The 18,749-nt window shown below is 62.4% G+C and carries 16 protein-coding genes; 3 read left to right on the top strand and 13 right to left on the bottom strand.

Annotated features, from left to right (window positions below):
• Nucleotides 1-125 precede the first annotated feature (125 nt).
• The 13 genes from NKI69_RS22135 to puuE all read right to left on the bottom strand — a co-directional run bounded on the left by NKI69_RS22135 (nucleotide 126) and on the right by puuE (nucleotide 14,331).
• Nucleotides 126-965, bottom strand: a complete 840-nt coding sequence (locus NKI69_RS22135) for an alkaline phosphatase family protein (RefSeq protein WP_023813643.1) — start codon at nucleotides 963-965, stop codon at nucleotides 126-128.
• 98 nt (nucleotides 966-1,063) lie between these two features.
• Nucleotides 1,064-2,653, bottom strand: coding sequence for an ABC transporter substrate-binding protein (locus tag NKI69_RS22130; RefSeq protein WP_352722535.1), 1,590 nt, complete (start codon nucleotides 2,651-2,653; stop codon nucleotides 1,064-1,066).
• Between the two features lie 183 nt (nucleotides 2,654-2,836).
• Nucleotides 2,837-4,492, bottom strand: coding sequence for an ABC transporter ATP-binding protein (locus NKI69_RS22125; protein WP_127289702.1), 1,656 nt, complete (start codon nucleotides 4,490-4,492; stop codon nucleotides 2,837-2,839).
• Nucleotides 4,492-5,316, bottom strand: a complete 825-nt coding sequence (locus NKI69_RS22120) for an ABC transporter permease (protein WP_023813640.1) — start codon at nucleotides 5,314-5,316, stop codon at nucleotides 4,492-4,494. Before NKI69_RS22120 ends, NKI69_RS22125 begins: the two co-directional genes overlap by 1 nt.
• Nucleotides 5,317-5,325: 9 nt before the next feature.
• Entirely contained in the window at nucleotides 5,326-6,285 is a 960-nt protein-coding gene (locus tag NKI69_RS22115) for an ABC transporter permease (protein ID WP_023813639.1), read from the bottom strand.
• 16 nt (nucleotides 6,286-6,301) lie between these two features.
• Nucleotides 6,302-7,888: an ABC transporter substrate-binding protein gene (locus tag NKI69_RS22110; RefSeq protein WP_023813638.1), complete on the bottom strand. Its 1,587-nt coding sequence runs from the start codon at nucleotides 7,886-7,888 to the stop codon at nucleotides 6,302-6,304.
• A gap of 154 nt (nucleotides 7,889-8,042) precedes the next feature.
• Nucleotides 8,043-10,028: a CocE/NonD family hydrolase gene (locus NKI69_RS22105; RefSeq protein ID WP_128302767.1), complete on the bottom strand. Its 1,986-nt coding sequence runs from the start codon at nucleotides 10,026-10,028 to the stop codon at nucleotides 8,043-8,045.
• Between the two features lie 79 nt (nucleotides 10,029-10,107).
• Entirely contained in the window at nucleotides 10,108-10,527 is a 420-nt protein-coding gene (locus NKI69_RS22100; protein ID WP_050592750.1) for a type II toxin-antitoxin system MqsA family antitoxin, read from the bottom strand.
• On the bottom strand, nucleotides 10,524-10,829 hold the full coding sequence (locus NKI69_RS22095; RefSeq protein WP_128302768.1) for a type II toxin-antitoxin system MqsR family toxin: 306 nt from the start codon (nucleotides 10,827-10,829) through the stop codon (nucleotides 10,524-10,526). Before NKI69_RS22095 ends, NKI69_RS22100 begins: the two co-directional genes overlap by 4 nt.
• A gap of 60 nt (nucleotides 10,830-10,889) precedes the next feature.
• Complete coding sequence (locus NKI69_RS22090; protein ID WP_128302769.1) at nucleotides 10,890-11,483, bottom strand: nucleoside deaminase; 594 nt, start codon at nucleotides 11,481-11,483, stop codon at nucleotides 10,890-10,892.
• Between the two features lie 67 nt (nucleotides 11,484-11,550).
• Complete coding sequence (locus tag NKI69_RS22085) at nucleotides 11,551-12,042, bottom strand: ureidoglycolate lyase (RefSeq protein WP_128302770.1); 492 nt, start codon at nucleotides 12,040-12,042, stop codon at nucleotides 11,551-11,553.
• The gene (locus NKI69_RS22080) at nucleotides 12,039-12,902 is read right to left on the bottom strand and encodes a bifunctional allantoicase/(S)-ureidoglycine aminohydrolase (protein WP_128302771.1); all 864 of its coding nucleotides are present in this window, start codon (nucleotides 12,900-12,902) and stop codon (nucleotides 12,039-12,041) included. The genes NKI69_RS22085 and NKI69_RS22080 overlap by 4 nt, the downstream gene beginning before the upstream one ends.
• Before the next feature lie 10 nt (nucleotides 12,903-12,912).
• Nucleotides 12,913-14,331, bottom strand: coding sequence for an allantoinase PuuE (gene puuE / locus NKI69_RS22075; RefSeq protein ID WP_023813631.1), 1,419 nt, complete (start codon nucleotides 14,329-14,331; stop codon nucleotides 12,913-12,915).
• A 203-nt stretch (nucleotides 14,332-14,534) separates the two neighbouring features.
• On the opposite strand from puuE, the gene uraH reads away from it, so the two are divergent.
• Genes uraH through xdhB form a run of 3 tightly spaced genes read left to right on the top strand, consistent with a single transcriptional unit; the run spans nucleotide 14,535 to nucleotide 18,745 of the window.
• Nucleotides 14,535-14,909 (top strand): hydroxyisourate hydrolase, encoded by a 375-nt coding sequence (uraH, locus tag NKI69_RS22070; protein ID WP_023813630.1) that lies wholly within the window; start codon nucleotides 14,535-14,537, stop codon nucleotides 14,907-14,909.
• A 3-nt stretch (nucleotides 14,910-14,912) separates the two neighbouring features.
• Nucleotides 14,913-16,394: a xanthine dehydrogenase small subunit gene (xdhA, locus tag NKI69_RS22065; RefSeq protein WP_023813629.1), complete on the top strand. Its 1,482-nt coding sequence runs from the start codon at nucleotides 14,913-14,915 to the stop codon at nucleotides 16,392-16,394.
• Nucleotides 16,394-18,745, top strand: coding sequence for a xanthine dehydrogenase molybdopterin binding subunit (xdhB, locus tag NKI69_RS22060; protein WP_023813628.1), 2,352 nt, complete (start codon nucleotides 16,394-16,396; stop codon nucleotides 18,743-18,745). The genes xdhA and xdhB overlap by 1 nt, the downstream gene beginning before the upstream one ends.
• The last annotated feature ends 4 nt before the right edge of the window (nucleotides 18,746-18,749 follow it).

Here is an 18,749-nt window from a genome sequence, read left to right as displayed (position 1 = left end):
AGGTGCCGGCAGGCGGATGAGGGGCGGCGCCGGCGTTCGCTGTTGATATGCGATGTTGGCGCTGCCCTCATCCTTACCCTCTTCCCGTAAAGGACGGGGAGAGGGGGACGCCAACGGAGCGCTTGTCACCCCAAAAACGGCTTCGCCTTCATCGTCTCCGGTATTGCCACACCCAGCCGGCTCAGCACTGTCGGCGCCAGCTGCAGCTGGTCGAGCAGCGTGTCGGCCTGCGGACCCTTATCTTGTCCAAAATAGTACAGCGCGAAATCCTGCATCTCGTCGTCATGGCCGCCATGATGGCCACGATCGGTCTGGCCGTGATCGGCGGTGACGATCACCTCATAGCCGGCTTCGATCCAGCGCGGCAGGAAGGCCGCCAGCATGCCGTCCATCGCATAGACGGCATGGTCCATCTCGTGGCAGTCGTGGCCGAAGCGGTGTCCCATCGAGTCCAGCGTGCAGGTGTGCAGGATGCCATAGTCGATGCCATGGCGTTTCGTCAGCATCGTCAGCGTGGCGAACAGGTCGACATCGCTCGGCGTCATCTGGTTGCGGAGATTGTAACCAGTCATGGTGTGGAAGCGGCCATGCGTGATCGGCCCGCTTGGCTCGTCGAATTCCATGTCCTCGACCAGGTCGAACGGATAGGCGCGGAAGAATTCCGACCAGTAGGAATGGGTCACCGCCCCCGTCTTGCCGCCTGCCTTGCTGACCTCGGAGAAGATATCGGGCTGCTCGACGCGGAACCGGTTCTCGTTGGAGAGAATCCCGTGCACCTGCGGTGAAACCCCGGTGTGGATCGACGCATAGCAGCAGGCCGAGGTCGACGGCAGCACCGAGCGCATCTTCCAGACGCGCGCCTCCCCCGATTGCACCCAACCTTCGAGATTGCCCATCAGCCGGCGCCAGTTCCGGTAAGGCACGCCATCGAGGATGATCAGCAGAAGCTTGGATTTGAGCGCCATGGGCTGCTCCATGCGGTTGGCGGTTGGAACGGGAACGCCGTGTGCCGTCCCGGGCACACGGCGTTCTTGATAGATGAAATCGGACGATCAGAGTCCGCTCAAGCGTTGAGCCAGCACTCGGCAAGCGCGTAGCCGTCCATCATTTCGCCGATAGGGCTCTTGGCATAGCCGCCGATCTTGTTGATGGCGGCCGCGTCGATGAACTGGTTGAAGAAGGGCACGATCAGCCCGCCTTCGTCACGCATCATCACCGCCATATCGTGGTAGATCGCCTGGCGCTTGGCCTGGTCGAGCTCGCCGCGCGCGGTAAACAGCATCTTGTCGAATTCCGGCCGCTTGAAGCGCGTGTCGTTCCAGTCGGCGGTCGAGACATAGCCGGTGGAATACATCTGGTCCTGCGTGGCGCGTCCGCCCCAGTAGGAGAGCGAGAAAGGCTGCTTGTTCCAGACCTCAGACCAGTAGCCGTCGCCGGGTTCGCGCTTGATCTCGATCTTGATGCCGGCCTTGGCGCAGGACTGCTGATAGAGCTGTGCGGCATCGACGGCGCCCGGGAAGGCGACGTCCGAGGTGCGCAGCACGATCGAGCCGCTGTGGCCTGATTTCTTGTAGGCTGCCGCCGCGTTGTCGGGATCGAACTTGCGCTGTTCGATGTCGGCGGAAAACAGCGGATAGGCCTCGTTGATCGGGAAGTCGTTACCTACCGAGCCATAGCCGCGCAGGATCTTTTCCAGCATCTCGTCGCGGTCCATGGCTAGCTTCAGCGCCATGCGCAGATCGTTGCTGTCGAAAGGTGCGGTGTCGCAGAACATGTTGAACGGATAGTAGCCCTTGCCCGAGACGTTCTCGATGGAAACGCCGGCGATGCGCTTGACCAGATCGACGACCTTGGGTTCGACGCGGTTGATCATGTGCACCTGGCCGCCCTGCAAGGCTGCAAGCCGTGCGGTCGCATCATTGATGACGATGATCTCGACCTGATCGGCATGGCCGGCCTTGTCGCGCAGCCAGTAATTGGCGAAACGCTCGCCGCCATGGCGAACGCCTGGCTGGTTGACGCTAACCTTGTAGGGTCCGGCGCTGATACCGGCATTCGGATCGTCCTTGCCGCCATTCGGCTGGATGGTGAGATGATAGTCGGCCATCAGATAGGGGAAGTCGGCATCGGCGTCGCCGAGCGTTACGATGACTTCCTTGCCGCTTGCCTTGACGCCCTTGATATTCTTCAGGATGCCGAGTGCTCCGGACTTGGACTTCTCATCCGCATGGCGCTCGATGGTGGCGGCAACATCCTCAACGCCGACCGTCTTGCCATTGTGGAACTCGATGCCATCGCGGATCTTGATCGTCCATGTCTTGGCGTCGGCTGAGGCGCCAATCTCCTCGGCAATCAGGTTGACCAGCTTGTTGTCCGGTGTGAGGCGCACAAGATACTCGCCCCAAAGCTTGCCGAAGCTGAAGGTGACCTGGCTGAGGTTCAACGCCGGATCGAGGCTGTTGGTGGATTCACCGCCCTGCAGGCCGGCCTTGATGATACCGCCCTTCACCGCCGTCTGGGCAAATGCCTTGCCGGCCAGCGCCGGCATCAGGGCCGCCGATACGCCGAGCGCGGCGGCGCGCCCGAGAAAGGCGCGACGCGATATCCGGCCTTGACCGGCGAGTTCAGCGAGATAATCGAGTTCAGTCTTCATGTCCTACCCCTGTTTAAAAGTCGTGCGAGCGGCGCTTGTCCCGAAGGACGTTTGGCGTTCTAGTGTTGCATCCGGATGACGGTCGCCGGCGCCCCGATGTGGCGGCTTGATCTGACGCGATTTCCAGGGAAGCGCCCTGCATTTCTTCCGGGAGTACTGGTCTCCAGTTTTCCCGGAATTGCTTTAGTTCCCCGCGCTGGCCATGCGCCGTCCCTTGATTGCCTTTTCCAGCCAGCCGATTTCCATCTCTGGAACCGAGGAGAGCAGGAGGTCGGTATAGGCGTCGAAGGGCGGGCTCAGCACCTTGCTCTTGGGGCCATAGCGCACCACTTCGCCGCGATACATCACCGCGATCGAATCGGCGATAGACTTCACCGTCGCGAGGTCATGCGTGATGAACAGATAGGCGACGTTCTCTTCCTTCTGCAGCTCGAGCAGCAGCTCGAGAATGCCGTGTGCCACCAGCGGATCGAGTGCCGAGGTGACCTCGTCGCAGATAATCAACTTGGGCTTGGCGGCAAGTGACCGGGCGATGCAGACGCGTTGCTTCTGGCCGCCGGAAAGCTCGGCCGGGTAGCGATCGGAAAAGCCCTTGCCCATCTCGATCTTGTCGAGCAGTTCGGTAACGCGCCTGTCGCGCTCGCGGCCGCGCATGCCGAAATAGAATTCGAGCGGCCGGCCGATGATGGTGGCGACGGTCTGGCGCGGGTTCATCGCCACATCGGCCATCTGGTAGATCATCTGCAACTGGCGCAGATCCTCCTTCGGCCGGTCGGCCAGCCGGTTGGCCAGCGGACGTCCGTCGAAGGTCACCGTACCCGCTTCGGGTGGCAAAAGCCCGGTGATGGCGCGTGCCAGCGTCGATTTGCCGGAGCCGGACTCGCCGACCACGGCCAGTGTCTGGCCCGGATAGATGTCGACCGAGACGTTCTTCAGCACCTTGATGTCGCTGCGGCCATAGGCGGCGGTGACGTTCTTCACCGACAGGAACGGCGTCGTGCCGGGTTTCTGCTCCTGGTGTTCGATCTCATGCACCGAGACAAGCGCGTTGGTGTATTCCTGGCGCGGCTCCTTGATGATCTGCCTTGTGCCGCCCCATTCGACCAGCCTTCCATGGCGCAGCACCATGATCTCGTCTGAGACCTGGGCGACGACGGCAAGGTCGTGCGTGATGTAGAGCGCCGCGACATGGGTGTCGCGGATGGCGTCCTTGATCGCCGCCAGCACGTCGATCTGCGTCGTCACGTCGAGCGCCGTGGTCGGCTCGTCGAAGACGATCAGGTCCGGCTCCGAGCACAGCGCCATCGCTGTCATCACGCGCTGCAACTGGCCGCCCGACACCTGGTGCGGAAAGCGCTCGCCGATGGTTTCGGGGTTCGGCAGGCTGAGCTTCTTGAACAGCGCAACCGCGCGCTTCTCGGCCTCGGCACGTGTCGCCGTACCGTGCAGCAGCGTGGCTTCCACCACCTGGTCCATCAGCCGGTGCGCCGGGTTGAAGGCGGCTGCCGCCGATTGCGCGACATAGCAGACCTCGCGGCCGCGTAATTTGCGGAAGCCGTCCTTGCCGCCCTTGAGGATGTCGCGGCCGTTCAGGATCACCTCGCCGCCGGTGATGCGCACGCCACCGCGGCCATAGCCCATCGACGACAGGCCGATGGTCGACTTGCCGGCGCCGGACTCGCCGATCAGGCCGAGCACCTTGCCCTTCTCAAGCGTCAGCGAGACATCGTGCACCAGCACGATGTTCTTTGGCGGCTCGCCGGGCGGGAAGACGGTGGCTTCGATACGCAGATTGCGGATGTCGAGCAGCAGGCCAGGTTTCGCTTTGGTGTCGGCCATCACCCGCGTCCTCCCTTGAGGCTGGTCGTCCGGTTGAGCACCCAGTCGGCAACCAGGTTGACGGAAATCGCCAGCAGGGCGATCGCCGCCGCCGGGATGAGTGCGGCCGCGATGCCGAAGACGATGCCGTCCTTGTTTTCCTTGACCATGCCGCCCCAGTCGGCGTCCGGTGGCTGCACGCCAAGGCCGAGGAACGACAGCGTCGACAGGAACAGCACGGCATAGATGAAGCGCAGGCCGAGTTCGGAAACCAGTGGCGACAACGCGTTGGGAAGGATCTCACGGAAGATGATCCAGCCGCTGCCCTCACCACGCAGTTTCGCCGCCTCGACATAGTCCATGACGTTGATGTCGACGGCGACCGCGCGCGACAGGCGATAGACGCGGGTCGAATCCAGAATGCCCATCACCAGGATCAGCGTCACCAGATTGGTCGGCAGCACGGACAGCACGACAAGGCCCATGATCAGCGTCGGGATAGACATCAAGAGATCGACGAGGCGCGACAGCAGCGTATCGAACCAGCCGCCGAAGACGGCCGCCGAGAAGCCGAGGATGGCGCCGAGCGAGAATGACAGTGCGGTGGCCAGCACCGCGATGAACAAAGTGATGCGGGCGCCGTAGATCATGCGCGACAGAAGATCGCGGCCGAGATTGTCGGTGCCTAGCAAATGAGCAGCCGACATCGGTTCCCAGACATCGCCGACGATTTCGCCATTGCCGTGCGGCGCGATCCAGGGGGCGAAGACCGCCGCCAGGACGAACAATGCCGTCAGCACGATGCCGATCAGAGCGGGGATGGGGATGCGTTTGATATCGAGCATATCCGCCCCCTATTTCGGGTGTCTGAGACGCGGATTGGCGACGATGGCCGCTATGTCCGCAATGATGTTCAGGCTGATATAGACGGCGGCGAAGATCAGGCCGACCGCCTGCACCACCGGCACGTCCCGCTTGGTGACGTGGTCGACCAGATACTGTCCCATGCCCGGATAGACGAAGATCACCTCGACCACGACGACGCCGACGATAAGGTAGGCGAGGTTGAGCATGACGACGTTGATGATCGGCGCGATGGCATTGGGGAAGGCGTGCTTGCGGATGACGTTGAAGGCCGACAGGCCCTTCAGTTCCGCCGTCTCGACATAGGCCGACTGCATGACATTGAGGATCGCCGCGCGTGTCATGCGCATCATGTGGGCGAGCACGACCAGCGTCAGCGCTGCCGCCGGCAGGGCGATCGCCTGCATGCGCTCGCCAAAAGGCATGCCGTCATAGACGGTCGAGATGCCGGGGAAGATTTGCCATTTCACGGCGAAGAAATAGACCAGCACGTAGCCGATGAAGAACTCGGGAAAGGAGGTCGAGGCCAGCGCCAGCCCGGAGATCAGCTTGTCGACCCAGCCATTGCGATAGCGTACCGCGATCAGGCCGAGGATGATCGCCAGCGGCACGGCGACGATCGCTGCCCAGAAGGCGAGGAACAGCGTGTTCCACAGCCGTCCCTTGATCGACGTGGCGATATCCTGCCCGCTCGACATGGCCGTGCCGAGATCGCCGGTCAGCACGCCGCCCAGCCAATGAAAATACCTGAGATAGGCTGGCTGGTTGAGCCCGAGTTGCTCGCGCAGATTGGCGAGCGACTCCGGTGTCGCCGATTGTCCGAGAATGGCTTGCGCGACGTCGCCGGGCAAGATCTGGGTGCCGGCGAAGATCAGGACCGAAACGGCCAACAAGAGGAGAATGCCCAGCGCAACGCGCTGGGCCACCAGTTTCAAGATGGGTGAGGACATATCCGCAAGGCCAAGCTCAGGCTTCGAGCCAGCACTTCGCCAGCGCGTAACCGTTCATCAGCTCCTGATGTGGATCGTCGACCCAGCCGTCGACCTTGGCGCCGGTAGCGTCGATGAACTGGTTGAACATCGGCAAGATCAGGCCACCTTCGTCGCGGACCAGGACAGCCATGTCATGGTACATCTGCTTGCGCTTGGTCTCGTCTAGCTCGGCGCGCGCGGCCAGCACCATTTTGTCGAAGTCCGGGCGCTTGAAACGCGTGTCGTTCCAGTCGGCGGTCGACAGATAAGCGGTGGAGTACATCTGGTCCTGGGTCGAGCGGCCACCCCAGTAGGAAGCGCAGAAGGGCTGCTTGTTCCAGACCTCGTTCCAATAGCCGTCACCGGGCTCACGCTTGAGCTCGATCTTGATGCCGGCCTTGGCAGCGCTCTGCTGGAAGAGCTGGGAAGCGTCGACGGCGCCCGGGAAAGCGACGTCCGAAGTCCGCAGCAGCACGGCGCCGTCATGGCCCGACTTCTTGAAGTGGAACTTGGCCTTGTCGGGATCGTACTTGCGCTGCTCGATATCAGTGAACAGCGGGTAGGAAGCGTTGATCGGGAAATCGTTGCCGATCGAACCGTAGCCACGCAGGATCTTGTCGAGCATTTCTTCGCGGTCGATGGCCAGCTTCAGGGCCATGCGCAGATCGTTGTTGTCGAAGGGGGCGGTGTTGCAATGCGCGATGAAGACATAGTGGCCAGGACCCGCATGGTTGCGGATGGTCACGCCAGGCAGGCGCTTGATCAGGTCGACGATCTTCGGCTCGACGCGGTTGATCATGTTGACCTGGCCGCCTTGCAGGGCGGCGGTGCGCGCCGTCGCATCGTTGATGACGATGATCTCGATCTGGTCGGCATGGCCCATCTTGTCGCCCTGCCAATAATTGGCGAAACGCTCGCCGCCATGGCGCACGCCGGGCTCATTGGTCGTGACCTTGTAAGGACCGGCCGAGATGCCTGCGTCGGCCTTATCCTTGCCGCCATTCGGTTGGACGATCAGGTGATAGTCGCTGAGCAAATAGGGCAGATCGGCATTGGCTTCCTTCAGGGTCAGCACGACTTCCTTGCCGCTGGCCTTGATGGTCTCGATGCCCTTCATGTAGCCGAGCGCGCCGGATTTCGACTTCTCGTCGGAATGGCGCTCAAGTGTGGCGGCCACGTCCTCGGCGGTCACCGTCTTGCCGTTGTGGAATTCGACGCCGTCGCGGATCTTCAGCGTCCATACCTTGGCGTCGTCCGACGAGCCGATCTCCTCGGCGATGCGGTTCTCGAGCTTGCCTTCCGGCGAAAGCTCGACGATCAATTCGCCCCACATCTTGCCGAAGGCGAACGGCACCTGAGTCATGAACAGTGCCGGATCAAGGCTGTTGGTGGACTCGCCGCCGACAAGTCCGGCCTTCAGAGTGCCGCCTTTGACCGGACCTGCCGCGCGTGCCGCGCTTGAAAGCAGCGAGTTGGCGAAGGGCGCGGAGATACCGAGCGCCGCCGCCCGGCCGAGAAAATCACGACGGCTCAGTTTGCCCGACGCGACACGCCGGCTAAGAAATTCCAGTTCGTTCGACATTTTGAGTTCCTCACTCTGTTGGTTCGACTCTGCGGTCGTTTTACTTGTTTCTTGTGAGGAGAATAATGACCGCAAGGGAAAGCGGTAAGCAAGACCGAATGCGACATGCCGTGGCGTAAATCGTACGTCGCAATTGGACCAATGAACTCGGTGCTCAAAGAAGCGCGCGCGGCACCTTCTCCTCGAAATTACGCTCGAAGACGAGCGTTTCGTCCTCATAGGCCTCGATTCTGGCGCTGACGATGAAGTTTTGCGCGTCCGATCGCATTTCGGCTGTCGTTTCGGTGCGTACCGACCATCCGTTTCGCGACAGGGTCTGCGTCCAGTGCGTCTTCCCCGAGGCCGACAGCGGGTCGTCGGGATGGATCGTCCAGGTCTCGCGGGCGATGCTGCCATTGGCGAGGCCATGAGCGAGATCGCGCACCTCGCCGAAATCATCAACGATGGAAAGCGTCACGATTCCCGTCTTTTCGTCACGATCGATATGGCGCTCGGAATTGCTGGCGCGGATCGTCTCCGTTGCCCAGGGAGTGGCACCTTCCGGCTCGGCGAACGCCGCTTCATCGTCTGTCGCCAACGGCCGCAGCGGCAAGCGGAGCGTCGCCGCCGATAAGGTCAGCCGGACCGGCTCCGGCGACGGCCAGATGGCAGGCCAATAGGCGTTCGAAACGGCAACACGCAGGTGGTGGCCGGGCGGAACGCGATAGCCGCATTGATCGAGCACGACGCGTACTGAGATGGTTTCGCCCGGCACCAGGGCTTCCGGGAACTCGTGCGAGTTGCGATGCGTCAGGTTGAGCACGCCGTAGGAAATCAGCTCCGACGCGCCATCGGGATGCACGTCACAGAGTCGGATCGCGATGTTGGCCTGCGGACGGTCGGAGGACAGCCGCAATTCGACTTCCGCGGTGCCGACGATGTCGATGGCCTGACTGAGTTCCGTCTGGTCGAAACACACCGACAGCGCATCGTCGGGGCGCTGATCGCCTGGCAGTTCGGGGCCGAAGGTGAAGGGAAAATACTCGCCGCCAGCCAAGCCGCAGCTTTGCGGCGAGGCAACGATGGCGGGTTTTTCCGTTGCGGGGATCAGATCGACCGCCTGCGTCTTGATGGTTGGCGAGGGCCATTGCTGCTCGGCAATCCAGCGGCCGGGACGCTCGGGGTGCCAGCGCGCCGGACGCACGCTGTCCATGACATAGGCGCGGTAGGCCGGGTCGGACTCGACACCGGTTTCGACACTCTTGAGCCAGCGGTCCCACCAGCGCAAGGCCTCTTGCAGGAAGCCGATGGCGGGTTTTGGTCCTGCGTAATGCGGGTATTTATGGATCCATGGCCCGATAATGCCCTTGACCGGGGCTTCGATGTTGCTGGCCAGATGCGAGACGGTGTTGCGGTAGCCGTCATGCCAGCCGCCGATCGACAGAACCGCGGCTTTGACGGCGGAAAAATCCTCACAGATCGAGCCGCGCTTCCAGTAGGCATCACGGTGCTGGTGCTTCAGCCACAGCGGCGCCAGGAAGGATTGGTTCTCCAGCCGGGTCAGCCACAGATCGCGCCATCTGTTGTCGCCGGCCAGCAGCGGGTCCGGCGGCCGCGATGAGTAGGACAGCATGGTCGAGGCCCAGCCGAAGTTCTCGATCAGCAGGCAGCCGCCCTTGTAGTGAATGTCGTCGGCGTAGCGGTCGACGGTCGAGCACAAGCTGATCACCGCTTTGAGCGCCGGCGGCTGCTTGGCCGCCACCTGCAGGCAGTTGAAGCCGCCCCAGGAAATGCCCATCATGCCGACATTGCCGTTGCACCAGGGCTGGCTTGCCGCCCAGGCGATGATGTCGCAGGCGTCCTGCAATTCCTGCTCGGAATATTCGTCGTCCATCAGCCCTTCGGAATCGCCATTGCCGCGCATATCGACCCGGATCGAGGCGTAGCCGTGGCCGGCGAAATAGGGATGCGTCAGCTGATCGCGAAAGATGGTGCCGTCGCGCTTGCGGTAGGGCAGATGCTCCAGGATCGCCGGCACTGGATCGTCGCCGGCATCCTCCGGCATCCAGACCCGCGCCGACAGCCGGCAGCCATCCGGCATGACGATGCCCATATCCGGGAACTCGACGACCTTGCGGGGAAATTCGGTGACTGTTTTCATGGCCCGCATAACGCCCCGCGGCGCGACGACTTTCAATCACCATTCGCGACTGGAGCAGCGAAAAATGCGACCTGTGCCGCTACCGCAATTCATCCAGCAGTTCGGGATGTTTTTCCAGCAGCGTCATCAATTGAATGGTCGGGCCACTCGGCTCGATCAGGCCCCTTTCATACTTGTCGAAAGCATTCTCGCCGACCTTGAACAGGGATCCTGCCTCGCGCTGCGACAGATTGAGCTTTGTGCGCATGCGGCGGATGGTTGCCGGGGCCGGCACGCCATCGATCCTCTCCTTGAGGGCGCGTAGTGCGGCATCGACGGCAGCCATGTCGCCTCCGATATGCACACCCTCGTCACCGGATGCTGGATAGTAACCCGGAAGGTCGACAATTATGCTCTCGCCCTTGTACGCCACTGTGAATGGACGCACGTCACGCGTGAGCGTTTCCCCGGTTTCGGGGGAAATCATGGTCCGATTTTCTTCTCTTGTCGCCATGGTCATTTCTCCTTGAACGACATGACCGTGAACTCGGTCACGACATCCGCTTGGAATTTCACGTAGAGGATCAGGTCGCGCACGGGCACGTGATAGGCATCCTGCCAGACCCGGTGATCCGCAAAGGTCGTCATGGATTTCACGAACATTTTCCTCGTCATGCCGCCGATTACCTCGACGACGCCGGCACGGTCGAAGCCAAGGCCTGTGGCATCCCGCAGAGCGGACGTCGTGATCGCCAGCGTATCGACAGACCCGAACGTCGTCTTGATGGCATCAAGATCGTAGGTGGGCCTTCGTTTCTCCATGACGCAATATGCCACCATAAAGGTGGCAATTCAAGGGTGCCCCCCGGTAGGCCGAGAGCCCTAATTCAGCGGGATGTCGTTATCGTCCTTGTTCGCCTGATAGACGCCGGACAGATCATCGTAGCGCGCCGAAATCGCGCCGATGCGTATTTCCAGCCGTTGCCGCTCTACCTCGGGCAACGCTCGCACCAGCCTGCGGATAGAAAAGCTCTTCCAGTAGGCATTCTCGGCATTGTAGCCGCCGGGGTCGAGGGTGAAGACCTCTTTCAGGATCTTCAGATCGTGCGGGATGGCAAAACTGTCGCGCGAATCCTCGTGGCTGAACAGATAGTAGAAATTGTCGAAGCCAGTCCAGGTGATCGCCGACAGGCAGAGCGAGCAGGGCTCATGCGTGGCGAGGAAAATGGCGTCTCTTGTATCGACGCGCTCCGCCTTCGGCATTTCGTAGAAACGTTTCAGGCAGTGCACCTCGCCATGCCAGAGCGGGTTTTCCCTCTCGTTGTTGGTCTCGGCCAGCACCAGCGAACGGTCGTCCTTGCGCAGGATCGCCGCGCCGAACAGCTTGTTGCCATGGACAACACCGTCGGCCGTCTTCGGCACGATGTCGTGTTCGATCACGTCGAGCAGGCGGTCGATCAAAGAAATGTCGGTCATTTCAGGCTCTCCTGCTGCATGTCGCCCAAAAGTGCCCCGGTTTTGGGGTAACGACATGCACAAAAAATTAAGGGAGATGGATCTCGTAAGCATGCGAGAAATGGAATTCTTCGAGATTGGAGCCGTCGCCGCCCCGGTCGACGATCAGGAAGTCCTGAGGCTCGCCGAGCGGCGTCAGCACGCCATGCCAGAGATTGCGGGAATAGTTGATACCTTGTCCGGGTGCGGTGGTGAAGGCATGCGGCTCGCCCGGCCCCTCATCGCCATCATGGCAGACGACGACCAGGAATGGGCGCGGCGACAGCGGGATGAAGGCCTGGCTGCCGAAGGGGTGGCGCTCGACCATGCTCAGCTTCAGCGGCAGTTCGTAAGGCGTGCCGCGCACCATCGAGATCAGCACGCGGGCATTCGGTCCGATCGCCTCGGCGGTCGCCAGATCGTGATAGCGTTCCGCGCGGCCGCCATTGATCGGGTAGTGGTTGTCGCCGCCCATATCGATGACGTCGCCGAACGGAGCAAAGCTCTCGCGGGTCAGTGGCCGCGCAATGATCCGCGTCACGGCGTCCGCCCGGGGACACCGGCGCCGCCGAGCTTGGCGTGCCGGTTCACGTCCTTGTAGAGCAGATAGCGGAATTTTCCCGGGCCGCCCGCGTAGCAGGCCTGCGGACAGAAGGCGCGCAGCCACATATAGTCGCCGGCCTCGACCTCGACCCAGTCCTGGTTGAGGCGATAGACCGCTTTGCCCTCCAGCACATAGAGCCCATGCTCCATGACATGGGTCTCGGCGAAGGGAATGACCGCGCCGGGTTCCAGCGTGACAATGGTCATGTGCATGTCGTGGCGCAAATCGGCCGGATCGACGAACCGCGTCGTCGCCCAGCGGCCTTCGGTGCCGGGCATAGGGGTTGGCGCGATCTCCTGCTCGTTGGTGAAGAAGGCTTCCGGCACATCGAGACCGTCAACCACCTCGTAAGCCTTGCGAATCCAGTGGAAGCGCACGTCGGCCTTGCTTTCGTTGCGAACCGTCCAGCCGCTGGCCGGCGGCAGGAAGGCAAAGCCGCCGGGCCGCAAGACATGCTTCTTGCCGGCAAGCAGAACCGTCAACTCGCCCTCGACCACGAACAGGGCGCCCTCGGCGCCGGCATCGGGTTCCGGCCGCTCGCTGCCGCCGCTCGGCGCGACCTCGACAATGTATTGCGAGAACGTCTCGGCAAAACCGGATAGCGGTCGCGACAAGATCCAGGCGCGGGTCTTGTCCCAGAACGGCAACGCACTGGTCACGATGTCCTGCATCACACCCCGGGGAATGACGGCATAGGCCTCGGTGAAGACGGCGCGGCCGGTCAGAAGCTCGCTCTGGCCGGGGTGGCCGCCATGTGGTGCGTAATAGGTTCGCTCGGGCATCCTGATCGTATCCATGGGTTCAAACCTATTGCGGAAGCATGTCTTTGAGGCGGAGCAGCGCGATGCGCTCGACCTGTTTGCAGGCGGTTTCGAATTCGACGCCGCGGCTGTTGCCGATGCGCGCCTCGAATTCCGCCAGAATCTCTTGCCTCGTCTTGCCCTTCACCGCGATGATGAAGGGGAAACCGAAAGTGGTGACGTAGGCGGCGTTGAGCTTGGAAAACAGTTCGCGCTCCTTGTCGGTCAGCGCGTCGAGGCCGGCCGAAGCCTGTTCCCTGGTCGATTCCGCCGTCAGCCGTTTGGCCTTGGCAAGTTTGCCGGCAAGGTCGGGATGAGCGTTGAGCACGGAAAGCCGCTCGGTTTCGCTGGCGGACCGGAAGACACGGCAAAGCGCATTGTGCAGGCCGCCTGAAGTGTCATGCGCCGGGCCCAGTTCCAGTTCGTAGGCGCGTTCGGCGATCCAGGGCGAATGCTCGAACACGCCGCCGAAAGTGTGGACGAAGGTCTCGAATTCCATCTTCGAGGGGCGGAGTGCCGCCGGTTGATAAGGATTGACCTCTTGCCAGTGGCGGGCGATGTCGATGCGCCGCGCCAGCCAGACCCTGTCGTGCGACTTCACATAGTCGACGAAGCGCTTCAGCGCCGCCACCCGGCCCGGCCGCCCGACGAGGCGGCAGTGCAGGCCGATGTTCATCATGCGTGGCCGGCCTGCCTTGCCCTCGGCATAGAGCGTGTCGAAGCTGTCCTTCAAATAGGCAAAGAACTGGTCGCCGGAGTTGAAGCCCTGCGGCGTTGCGAACCGCATGTCGTTGGCGTCGAGCGTATAGGGAATGATGAGCTGCGCGCCGCCATCATGCTCGAACCAGTAGGGCAGCTCGTCGTCATAGGTGTCCGACACATAGTCGAAACCGCCTTCTTCCGCCACAATCCGCACTGTGTTGATCGATGTGCGACCCGTATACCAGCCGGTCGGGCGCGCGCCGGTCACTTCGTAGTGCAGCTTGATCGCCGCCTCGAGGTCGCGGCGCTCATCCTCGGCGCTGTGGTCGCGGTAGTCGATCCATCTCAACCCGTGCGAGGCGATCTCCCAGCCGGCTTCCTGCATGGCCGTGACTTGATCCGGCGAACGGGCGAGCGCGGTGGCGACGCCATAGCAGGTGATCGGCACCTCGGCCTCGCTGAACAGCCGCAGCAACCGCCAGAAACCGGCGCGGGCACCGTATTCGTAGATGGATTCCATGTTCCAGTGGCGCTGGCCCACCCAGGGTGCCGCGCCGACGATTTCCGACAGGAAGGCTTCGGACGCCTTGTCGCCATGCAGCACGCAGTTCTCGCCGCCTTCCTCGTAGTTGACGACGAACTGCACGGCGACATGCGCGCCGCCAGGCCATTTCGGGTCCGGCGGATTGACTCCGTAGCCGCGCATGTCTCTGCTGTAACGCATCGTCCCTCCCGCCGGGCATGGCCCGAAGTATGATCAGAATATCGAAAGGGTGCTTCTCGCATTCCCCCGAAAATTTTTGAAAGTGTTTTTGTCGCACTCCGCTCGACCGGGACTTATGCATCGCCTTTAATTGGCGCACAATTCACTGTTGATACTTGATCGTACCGGGCCAATTCGCTCGTACCGGAAATGGGAGGCGGCCAATGGCAGAAACGTCGAATGCCGATGGCGGGCGTCTGACGACCCATGTCCTCGACACGGCGACAGGCAAGCCGGCGGCGGGATTGTCGATCGCGCTTTATCACCTCGAGGGCAAGGCGCGGACACATTTGAAGACCGTTGTCACCAATGCCGACGGCCGTTGTGACAAGCCGCTGCTCGCCGGCGCGGAGTTCCGCCCCGGAGAATACGAACTGGTCTTCGCCGCAGGCGACTATTTGCGCCAGCAGGGGTCGAGCCTGCCGAACCCCGCCTTTCTCGATGTGATACCGATCCGCTTCGGCATGGCCGAACCGCTGCACTACCATGTGCCGCTGCTCGTCTCGCCCTATGGCTATTCGACCTACAGGGGGAGCTGAGGCATGGCCAAAATTAGCATCCGCAATGAAATCCGCTTCATCCTCAACGGCAGGGACGTCGCGCTTTCGTCGGTGGCACCCGACGCGACCCTGCTCGACTGGCTGCGGCTCGACCGGTCGCTGCGCGGCACCAAGGAAGGCTGCGCCGAGGGCGATTGCGGCGCCTGCACCGTGTTGGTCGGCAAGCTCTCGGCCGGCGGGCTGGTCTATGAAAGCGTCAATGCCTGCATCCGTTTCCTCGGCTCGTTGGACGCCACCCATGTCGTGACCGTCGAGCATCTGCGCGGCGTATCAGGCCAACTGCATCCGGTGCAGCAGGCGATGGTCGATTTCCACGGCTCGCAATGCGGCTTCTGCACACCGGGCTTCGTCATGTCGCTCTATGGCCTGTGGATGAAGTCGTCGAATCCGTCGAACGCGGATATCGAAAAGGCCTTGCAAGGCAATCTCTGCCGCTGCACCGGCTACGAGGCGATCATGCGCGCTGCGCATGCCATCTCCAGCTACGGCAAGGCGGTAAAGGATCCGCTGGCCACGGAGCGCAAGGCGATCACCGCGAGGCTCGAGGCCATGCATGACGGCGCCCGGATTGAGATCGGTTCGGCCAAGACGCGGCTGGTCGTGCCGGCCGATGTCGATGATTTCGCCGCCGTGCTGGACAAGGAACCCGGCGCCACCATCGTTGCCGGCTCGACCGATGTCGGCCTCTGGGTGACCAAGCACATGCGCGATATTTCGCCGGCCATTTTCATCGGCAATCTCGACGGACTTTGCACCATCTCGGAAGACAACGGCATCATTTCGATCGGCGCGGGCGTCACCTACACTGATGCCTTCGCGATATTGGCGAAGCGTATCCCGGCGCTGGGGCCGTTGTTCGATCGCATCGGCGGCGAACAGGTGCGCAACATGGGGACCATCGGCGGCAATATCGCCAACGGCTCGCCGATCGGCGACACGCCGCCGCCCTTGATCGCTCTTGGCGCAAGTCTCACCCTGCGCAAGGGCAAGAAGCGGCGCTCGATTCCACTGGAAACCTTCTTCATTGCCTATGGCAAACAGGACCGGCAGCCGGGCGAATTCGTCGAGGCCGTGCACGTTCCGGTTCCGGTCAAGGGCACGAAATTCGCCGTCCACAAAATCACCAAGCGCCGCGATGAGGACATCACCGCGGCCCTCGGCGCCTTCTTCCTGACGCTGGCCAGCGATGGCACGGTCGCGGAGGTGCGCATTGCCTATGGCGGCATGGCGGCGACGCCGAAGCGGGCGTCTTCTGTCGAAAAAGCGCTGCTCGGCAAGCCATGGACGGAGACCACGGTTGACGCGGCGATGGTCGAATATGCCAGGGATTTCACCCCGCTCACCGACATGCGGGCCTCGGCCGAGTATCGTGCGCTCGCGGCGCGCAATCTCTTGCTGCGCTTCTTCGCCGAGACCAGCGGTACCAGGGAGCCGATCCAGGTTTCGAGGCACGAGGCGGCATGATGAACAAGCACGCTCCCCCCAATCTGAAGGCTGAAAAGATCGCCGGCGGCGTTGCCACCGATCAACGCCATGACTCCGCCCACAAGCATGTCAGCGGCACGGCCGTCTATATCGACGACATGCCGGAACCGGCCGGCACGCTGCATGGCTGCCTCGGGCTTTCTGCCGCCACGCATGCCACGATTACCAGCATGGATCTCTCGGCGGTGCGTACAGCGCCCGGTGTTGTCGACGTGCTGACGGCCAAGGATGTGCCGGGCGAGAACGACATTTCGCCGACAGGCCGCCACGACGAGCCGGTGCTGGCCGACGGCAAGGTGCAATTCTATGGCCAGCCAATCTTTTGCGTCATTGCGCAGACGCGCGAGCAGGCGCGTCGCGCCACCAGATTGGCCAAGGTCGAATACAAGGAATTGCCCTTCGTCACCGACATTGGCGCGCTCGATCCGAAGAAGGACAAGGTCGTCACGCCGCCACTGACGCTGAAGCGCGGCGATGCCGCTACAGCGATCCGTCAGGCGCCGCGCCGGCTAAAGGGAAAAATGCGCATCGGCGGCCAGGAACACTTCTATCTCGAAGGCCATATCGCCATGGCCATTCCGGGCGAGGATCAGGACGTCACCATCTATTCCTCGACCCAGCATCCGAGCGAAGTCCAGCACATGGTGAGCCATGCACTCGGCGTGCCGAGCAATGCCATCACGGTGGAGATCCGCCGGATGGGCGGCGGCTTCGGCGGCAAGGAGACGCAAGGCAACCAGTTTGCCGCATTGGCGGCGATCGCCGCGAAGAAACACCATCGCGCCGTGAAGATCCGGCCCGACCGCGACGACGACATGATCGCCACCGGCAAGCGTCACGATTTCCTCGTCGACTACGAAGTCGGCTTCGATGACGAGGGCAACATCCTCGGCGTCGATTTCATGTTCGCGGCGCGCTGCGGTTTTTCGTCGGACCTTTCCGGCCCGGTGACCGATCGCGCACTGTTCCACTGCGACAACACCTATTTCTGGCCGGCGGTGCATGCGCAATCGGCGCCGCTCTACACCAACACCGTGTCGAACACCGCCTTTCGTGGTTTCGGCGGCCCGCAAGGCATGGTCGGCGCCGAGCGCGTCATCGACGAGGTGGCCTTCGCCGTCGGCAAGGATCCACTCGAAATCCGCAAGAAGAATTTTTATGGTACGTCAGACCGCAACATCACGCCCTACCACCAGACGGTCGAGGATAACATCATCCAGCGCATCGTCGCCGAGCTCGAGCAAAGCGCCAGCTATGCGCGGCGCCGGCGTGAGATATCGGCCTTCAACGCCAACAGCCGTTTCATCAAGCGCGGCCTGGCGCTGACGCCGGTCAAGTTCGGCATCTCGTTCACCGCCACGCATTATAACCAGGCCGGCGCGCTGGTGCATGTCTATACCGACGGTTCGGTGCATCTGAACCATGGCGGCACCGAGATGGGGCAGGGCCTCTACGTCAAGGTTGCGCAAGTGGTGGCGGAAGAGTTCCAGATCGACCTCGACCAGGTCAAGATCACCGCGACCACGACCGGCAAGGTGCCGAACACTTCGGCCACGGCAGCGTCGTCCGGCTCCGATCTCAACGGCATGGCGGCGCAAAATGGCGCTCGCCAGATCAAGGACCGGCTGATCGATTTCGCCGCTGAAAAATATCAGGTGCCGCGCGATCAGGTGCTGTTCCTGCCCAACCGGGTGCGCATCGGCAACCAGGAAATCGCCTTCGCCGACCTCATCAAGCAGGCCTATATGGCTCGCATCCAGCTGTCGGCGGCGGGTTTCTACAAGACGCCGAAAATCCACTGGAACCGCGACAAGGGCGAGGGCCGCCCCTTCTATTATTTCGCCTATGGCGCGTCGTGCTCGGAGGTCTCGGTCGACACGCTGACCGGCGAATACATGGTCGAGCGCACCGATATTCTGCATGACTGCGGCCGATCTCTGAATAGCGCCATCGACATCGGCCAGATCGAGGGCGGCTTCATCCAAGGCATGGGCTGGCTGACGACGGAAGAACTGTGGTGGGACGCCAAGGGCCGGCTGCGCACGCACGCGCCATCGACCTACAAGATCCCGCTCGCCTCCGACCGGCCGAAGATATTCAACATCACCTTGGCCGACTGGCCGGAAGCGAGCGAGCCGACCATCCACCGCTCCAAGGCAGTCGGCGAGCCGCCGTTCCCGCTCGGCATGTCGGTGCTGCACGCCCTGTCGGATGCAGTGGCCAGCGTCGCCGACCACAAGATCTGTCCGCGCCTCGATGCTCCTGCAACGCCGGAGCGGGTGCTGATGGCGATCGAGAGGCTGAAGAAAGAGACGAAGGCCGGCGCCTGAATCT

Source organism: Mesorhizobium sp. M0491 (genome assembly GCF_040321265.1).
Taxonomy (GTDB): domain Bacteria; phylum Pseudomonadota; class Alphaproteobacteria; order Rhizobiales; family Rhizobiaceae; genus Mesorhizobium.
The sequence above is the reverse complement of the archived record's forward strand: the minus strand, read 5'-3'. Positions and strand labels throughout refer to the sequence as shown.

What these genes read in the sequence shown, in the direction of transcription:
- xdhB (WP_023813628.1), top strand. Translation starts at nt 16,394, where the DNA reads ATGAACAAGCACGCTCCCCCCAATCTGAAGGCTGAAAAGATCGCCGGC.
- xdhA (WP_023813629.1), top strand. Translation starts at nt 14,913, where the DNA reads ATGGCCAAAATTAGCATCCGCAATGAAATCCGCTTCATCCTCAACGGC.
- NKI69_RS22100 (WP_050592750.1), bottom strand. Translation starts at nt 10,527, where the DNA reads ATGACCATGGCGACAAGAGAAGAAAATCGGACCATGATTTCCCCCGAA.
- NKI69_RS22105 (WP_128302767.1), bottom strand. Translation starts at nt 10,028, where the DNA reads ATGAAAACAGTCACCGAATTTCCCCGCAAGGTCGTCGAGTTCCCGGAT.
- NKI69_RS22095 (WP_128302768.1), bottom strand. Translation starts at nt 10,829, where the DNA reads ATGGAGAAACGAAGGCCCACCTACGATCTTGATGCCATCAAGACGACG.
- NKI69_RS22135 (WP_023813643.1), bottom strand. Translation starts at nt 965, where the DNA reads ATGGCGCTCAAATCCAAGCTTCTGCTGATCATCCTCGATGGCGTGCCT.
- uraH (WP_023813630.1), top strand. Translation starts at nt 14,535, where the DNA reads ATGGCAGAAACGTCGAATGCCGATGGCGGGCGTCTGACGACCCATGTC.
- NKI69_RS22110 (WP_023813638.1), bottom strand. Translation starts at nt 7,888, where the DNA reads ATGTCGAACGAACTGGAATTTCTTAGCCGGCGTGTCGCGTCGGGCAAA.
- NKI69_RS22090 (WP_128302769.1), bottom strand. Translation starts at nt 11,483, where the DNA reads ATGACCGACATTTCTTTGATCGACCGCCTGCTCGACGTGATCGAACAC.
- NKI69_RS22125 (WP_127289702.1), bottom strand. Translation starts at nt 4,492, where the DNA reads ATGGCCGACACCAAAGCGAAACCTGGCCTGCTGCTCGACATCCGCAAT.
- NKI69_RS22080 (WP_128302771.1), bottom strand. Translation starts at nt 12,902, where the DNA reads ATGGATACGATCAGGATGCCCGAGCGAACCTATTACGCACCACATGGC.
- NKI69_RS22115 (WP_023813639.1), bottom strand. Translation starts at nt 6,285, where the DNA reads ATGTCCTCACCCATCTTGAAACTGGTGGCCCAGCGCGTTGCGCTGGGC.
- puuE (WP_023813631.1), bottom strand. Translation starts at nt 14,331, where the DNA reads ATGCGTTACAGCAGAGACATGCGCGGCTACGGAGTCAATCCGCCGGAC.
- NKI69_RS22120 (WP_023813640.1), bottom strand. Translation starts at nt 5,316, where the DNA reads ATGCTCGATATCAAACGCATCCCCATCCCCGCTCTGATCGGCATCGTG.
- NKI69_RS22130 (WP_352722535.1), bottom strand. Translation starts at nt 2,653, where the DNA reads ATGAAGACTGAACTCGATTATCTCGCTGAACTCGCCGGTCAAGGCCGG.